Annotated in this window: 4 protein-coding genes; 3 read left to right on the top strand and 1 reads right to left on the bottom strand. The window is 68.0% G+C overall.

What is annotated here, in order from left to right; translation table 11 throughout:
* The 3 genes from IG88_RS44220 to IG88_RS40205 form a co-directional block, all read left to right on the top strand.
* Positions 1–806 (top strand): hypothetical protein (locus IG88_RS44220; protein ID WP_234332106.1); only part of this gene is annotated, 806 nt, incomplete at its 5' end.
* Positions 807–839: 33 nt separating this feature from the next.
* Complete coding sequence (locus tag IG88_RS0109770; RefSeq protein WP_031037531.1) at positions 840–3,503, top strand: DEAD/DEAH box helicase; 2,664 nt, start codon at positions 840–842, stop codon at positions 3,501–3,503.
* Positions 3,504–3,541: 38 nt separating this feature from the next.
* On the top strand, positions 3,542–4,006 hold the full coding sequence (locus IG88_RS40205) for a GNAT family N-acetyltransferase (RefSeq protein WP_031037527.1): 465 nt from the start codon (positions 3,542–3,544) through the stop codon (positions 4,004–4,006).
* A gap of 248 nt (positions 4,007–4,254) precedes the next feature.
* On the opposite strand, the gene IG88_RS0109760 is transcribed toward IG88_RS40205, so the two are convergent.
* The gene (locus IG88_RS0109760) at positions 4,255–5,295 is read right to left on the bottom strand and encodes a helix-turn-helix domain-containing protein (RefSeq protein ID WP_031037524.1); all 1,041 of its coding nucleotides are present in this window, start codon (positions 5,293–5,295) and stop codon (positions 4,255–4,257) included.
* Between the last annotated feature and the right edge of the window lie 705 nt (positions 5,296–6,000).

Here is a 6,000-nt window from a genome sequence, read left to right as displayed (position 1 = left end):
CTCCAGCGTCCCGCAAGCACCGGGACTGTTATCAAGGAATCCACAACACCCCAGCTCAAGCCACCCTCACCACACCAACTACGAACCTCGGAATCACAGTCGTCACAGACCCCCTGGTACCTCCGCACATCGTCTCGACCAGCGGTCGACACACGGTGGTCGATCCGCAGACCGTACACAGTGCACTTGAGATCAAGAGCACTCTCGACTCGCCCAAGTTGAGGGAAGCTCTCGATCATCTCTTCACTCTCCAAAATGCTCCCCGGGCCTCCATCAACCCAGCGGTGCAGTTGGACGTGCGACTCCACGGCCAGGTCTTCCCGTACGTCCCCGTCTCAGGCGGCATCGTCGCCTATACGAGCAAGCTCTCCCTATCCGCCATCGCGTCAAAGATCGAGGAATGGGCTGTCTCTCGGTCTCCTGAGGTCTGGCCCAACTTCGTAACTGTCCTCGACCGAGGACACCTGATGTGGTGCAACCCTCTGGCAGGAAACCCTCGGCCCTGGGCTATGCCCGGCGACAAACTGCTCTGGTACAGCCGTAACGAGGCCACCGACCCGATCGCGGCCTTCACCGCCCTTATGGAAGTACTGGCACAGCCCTGGAACGTGCCGGGCACCAAACCCGTAGCGCGTTCGCCCAAAATCACCGGTGGCATCAAGATCGGATCGGCTACGCGCCCCCCAGGTGTACCGGAACCAGACGAGTGCGACTGCTCGTGCGCAAACTGTCACTTGGCTGGCCGCGTCAGCTTCGCAGAGCAGCGTCGCCGACGAGAGCAAGAAGACGGTATTCAGCAGATTTAAGAGTTTGCTAATTCCGCTCCGAGAGGCAGACAAATGAATGATATTCAGCTTCGGGAACACCAGGTCGATCAGCGCTCCGCGTTTCGTAAGTGGGTGGGATTCCCTGCAAGGTCATCTGTGCCCCCGCAGGGTGCCCGGGGCACAATCGTGTCAGCGACTGGTTCGGGCAAGACGATCACGGCTGCCGCGTGCGCGCTGGAGTCGTTCGCGGACGGCCGGATCCTCGTTACCGTGCCGACCCTGGATCTGCTCGCGCAGACGGCCCAGGCGTGGCGCCTGGTGGGCCACACCGCCCCGATGGTCGCGGTGTACTCGCTGGAGAACGACGCGGTGCTGAACGAGCTGTGGGTGCGCACCACCACGAACCCGATCCAGCTCGCACTGTGGGCCGGGCACGGGCCGGTCGTCGTGTTCGCCACGTACGCCTCTCTCGTGGACCGTGAGGACGTCGACGCTCCCGAGGGCCAGCGGAAGGTTCGCGGGCCGCTGGAGGCCGCTCTGGCGGGCGGGGAGCGGCTCTATGGCCAGCGCATGGACGGCTTCGACCTCGCCATCGTGGACGAGGCCCACGGAACCGCCGGTGATCTTGGTCGCCCGTGGGCGGCGATCCACGACAACGCCCGAATCCCGGCGTCCTTCCGGCTCTACCTGACCGCGACCCCGCGCATCCTCGCCGCTCCCCGGCCGCAGAAGGGAGCGCACGGCCAGGAGGCGGAGATCGCGACCATGGCCGACGACCCGGAGGGCACCTACGGCGCGTGGATCGCCGAGCTGGGCCTGTCGGAGGCGATCGAGCGCGAGATCCTCGCCGGGTTCGAGATCGACGTCCTGGAGATCCGCGACCCCTCCCCCGTTCTCGGGGAGTCGGAGGAGGCGCGGCGGGGCCGGCGTCTGGCGCTGCTGCAGACCGCGCTCCTGGAGCACGCCGCCGCGCACAATCTCCGTACGGTCATGACGTTCCACCAGAAGGTGGAGGAGGCCGCCGCGTTTGCGGAGAAGCTGCCGGAGACCGCGGCCGAGCTGTACATGAACGACGCGTCCGACGAGGACCTGGCCGCCGCCGACAAGCTCCCTGCGTCGTCGATCGACGCGGAGTTCTACGAGCTGGAGGCCGGCCGCCATGTCCCGCCGGACCGCGTCTGGTCGGCGTGGCTGTGCGGCGACCACCTCGTGTCCGAACGGCGTGAGGCGCTGCGGCAGTTCGCCAACGGCATCGATGCCGCGGGCCGGCGCGTCCACCGGGCGTTCCTCGCCAGTTGCCGCGTGCTCGGGGAAGGCGTCGACATCACCGGCGAACGGGGAGTCGACTCGATCTGCTTCGCCGACACCCGCGGCTCCCAGGTCGAGATCGTGCAGAACATCGGCCGGGCCCTCCGGCTCAACCGCGACGGCTCCACGAAGGTGGCCAGGATCATCGTGCCGGTGTTCCTGGAGCCCGGCGAGGACCCGCAGGACATGGTCGCCAGTGCCAGCTTCCGCCCCCTGGTAGCGGTCCTCCAGGGCCTGCGCTCGCATGACGAACGTCTGGTCGAACAGCTCGCTTCCCGCGCGCTCACGAGCGGGAAGCGCAAGGTCCACGTCCGGCGTGACGAAGAGGGGCGGATCGTCGGGGCCGGCGGCGAGGGCGACGGCGAGGACCAGGAGGACGACGACACCCAGGCCGCCGCCGAAGCGGCCCTGCTCCACTTCTCCAGCCCGCGCGACGCCGCGACCATCGCCGCGTTCCTTCGCACCCGGGTCTACCGGCCGGAGTCGCTGGTGTGGCTGGAGGGCTACCAGGCCCTGCTGCGGTGGCGGGCGGAGAACGAGATCACCGGCCTCTACGCCGTGCCCTACGACGTCGAGGTCGAGGTCGGGGCGACGAAGGCGTTTCCGCTTGGCCGATGGGTCCACCAGCAGCGGAAGGCCCTGCGGGCCGGGGAACTGGAGGAACGGCGCAAGGAACTGCTCGACTTGCCGGAGGCCGGGATGGTCTGGGAGCCGAGCGAGGAGGCGTGGGAGAACAAGCTCGCCGCGCTGCGGTCCTACCGGCGGGCCATGGGGCACCTCGCGCCGCGTCAGGACGCGGTGTGGGGCGAGGACGAGGCGATGGTCCCGGTCGGGCAGCACATGGCGAACCTGCGCCGGAAGGGCGGCCTGGGCAAGGACGCGGAGCGGGCCGCCGTGCGCGCGGCGCAGCTGACGGAGATCGACCCGGACTGGAACTGCCCGTGGCCGCTGGACTGGCAGCGGCACTACCGGGTCCTGGCGGACCTGGTCGACGCCGACGGCAGCCTGCCCGAGATCCAGCCCGGGGTGCTGTTCGAGGGCGATGACATCGGACGGTGGCTCCAGCGGCAGAAGAACCCGGGCACCTGGGCGCCGCTCCTGCCCGAGCAGCAGGAGCGGCTGTCGAAGCTGGGCGTGCAACCCGCCCAGACGCTTCCTCCCGCCGCAGCGGCCAAGTGCGCGGCGAAGGGGCCGAGCAAGGCACAGGCGGCGTTCCAGCGGGGCCTGGCGGCCTTGGCGCAGTGGGTCGAGCGGGAAGGGCAACGGCCAGTCCCCCGGGCCCACGCAGAACAGATCACGGTCGACGGCGAAGCCGCGCCGGTGTCTGTACGCCTGGGCGTATGGCTATCGAACACCCGCGCCAGACGCGACAAACTCACCGCCGAGCAAGTCGACGTCCTACGGGAACTGGGCGTCGACTGGGCCTGAACAAGCCGCCCGCATTGGGGCCTTGGGATACTCGGAAGATGCTGCTGATCCGTGACATCACCTGGTCCGACTATCAGGCGGTGGGGGAACTGCTCGATTCGAACGGTCTGGGAATCGGCGGGTCTTACAGCCCCGAAGGTCTGCACGTCATCGTGGCCGAGCTCCACGAATCCGTCATCGCGGCCGCCGAGTTTCAACTCGACTGCGACTTCGGCCGCGGCGAGGGGCGGCCGGACCATCCCGGAGAGCAGGCATGGATTCTGGCGATGGCCGTCGCGGATACCCACCGCCGTCATGGAGTCGGTCGCACCCTCATCACCGAGATCGCCCGCCGGGCCCAGCAGGCTGGCCGCACCTTCCTTGCCCTGGCCCCCCAGGACGGCGACGATACGGCTGGCCGAGGGACGTTTTTCCGGGCGTGCGGACTCGCCCCAATCGAGCCTGGCGCATCCGGCGCGGCCTGGGGCTGCCCGGTTAGGCAGATCCTCGCTGCAGGTGGGTGAGGGCCAGCCGGAGTCAGGCGCATCCCGCGCGTTCGACCGGCGTACGGACTGTGTAGGGCAGTACGGACTGCGTAGGGCAATCCGCGTACGCAGTCCGTACGCGATGCGTACGGTTGGTGTCAGGGTGCGAGGTCACGCGCAGACCGAGCGAGGGTCCCGCGCCCTCGCTCCCGTCCTCTCTGCGCGGCCCCTGCGGCGGTGCGCGCCGCAGAAGGCGAGCCACTCGGTCCGCGCCGGGGGGGGCAGGGCTACCCGCCGAAGACCGCGCCGAAGGCCTGTTGGCCGTACTGAACCGCGGCGGTAAGCCCGGCGGATGCCGGGCCGATCTGCGCAAGTCCGCCCATCACGGTGTCGAAGGCGGCGCGGATGCGGCCGGGCTGGGGTGTCTCGCTGTCGGCTTCTTCCGCGAGGACTTCGGCGTCGCGGATGAGTTCGGCTTGCTGCGCGGGTTCAGCACCGAAGGTGGGAGCGAGCTGCTGGACCAGTGCCGCGAACTCGCGCATGGCGCTGGGGTCGAAGGCGTTGTTGTGGTTGTGCTGCTCGACCTTGCCCTGTGAGCCAGCAACGATGTTCGTGCCGTTGATGCTGTAGTAGTCGCCGGGGCGGGTTCGGTTGAGGTAGTCGCTCACGGTGGCTCCAGAAAGTACGCAGTCGATGCCGTCGATGGTGATGGCGACGGTCTTGGGGTCGGTGCCGGCGTCCTCGACGAGTCCGGAGTGGGTGAGGCGTGCCAAAGCGTAGTGCAGTTCGGTGCCGGACAGCTCGTCTCCCGCGAAGTGGGATTCCGGTGTCGTAAGGAAGGCGACTGCGTCGGTGGGGCGCTGGTCGTGGGCTGTGGTGTAGAGCCAGCGTAGGAACGCGTCGGTGGCGTAGCGGTGCCGGGCGGCGGGGTCACTGCGCAGTTGGGCGAGCCGCCTGAGCTCTACCCTCCCGTCGTCGGTCACTCGGTAGGCATCGTCCTCGCCGAAGGCGCCCATCGAATCGATCAAGCCGTCTCGCTCCAAGACGTGAGCTAGCACGTTGACGTCTTCCGGGGACACTCCTGCCAGGTCAGCGTAGGCGCTCTGTTCTGCGAACCCGTTGTAGGGTTGCTCGCCCAGCCAGATCAACAGCCGGACCAACTGGGGATCCTGCTCGATTCCCACTCCCGTGATGCTGGAGGAGATCGAGAAGCCTTTGCCGGTGACCGGCACGGTGACCGGGTACTTCCGCGCGGCGCGCTGATACGCCTTGTTGATCTCCTTCACATGCTTCTCGATCGCTCGATGGTCTATGTCCTTGTTTGCCACGTCAGTCCCCTCCGCTCCATCGTCCTCCGAAGAGTAGTGAGGAGCACTGACATCTGGACGGCATGCGGAACACAACAAGGGCTGTCGTCTCCGCTCCCGGCTGGCCGCATCTAACTCCCGGCGGTCAAGGAGGGTCGCGCAACGACGTCGGCCGCAGAGCGAATGAAGCAAGCGGGCCCAGCCGGCCAGAAGAGGCAAGCCGTCCCGGCCTGGCTAGGGCGCTATGACGCCGCGGGCCGCCTGCAGTAGGTCGGTCGCAGCACCGCGCTCTCCCGAAGTACCGGCTGTGCCCTATCCGACTAGCTGGCCCCGCCGACGGGCACACATCCCTGGACCGGGTGGTCTTTCAGCGCCGGGGGGGGCGCAGCGCACACTCGATGTCCATCTGGTGCAGCCCCACGTCGTGATGGAGTCGCCGTCGGCGTCGCCCGCGATACGGCTCCTGTGATTCATGGTGAGCACCAGACCAACTCAGGAACCAGCGCGCACCCTCCGCTCCAACTGTTCCGGAGTGGAACACTGCGAACTTCCTTGCCGATGGCGGCATTCAGCCCGTCCACACCGCATCCGCGCGGACATCGACGTCCAGGAGCTGCCGCTGTTCGGCGCGTCAGGGGGCAGGGCCAGGTCGTGGTCGACCAGCGCAGCCCGACCACAGACCTGTACAGGACCCGGCCGCGCAGCGCGGCCGGGATCGCACTGCGC

This window comes from Streptomyces sp. NRRL F-5650 (assembly GCF_000721365.1).
GTDB classification, from domain to species: Bacteria; Actinomycetota; Actinomycetes; order Streptomycetales; family Streptomycetaceae; genus Streptomyces; species Streptomyces ardesiacus.
This window is presented reverse-complemented; position numbering and strand designations above follow the sequence as displayed.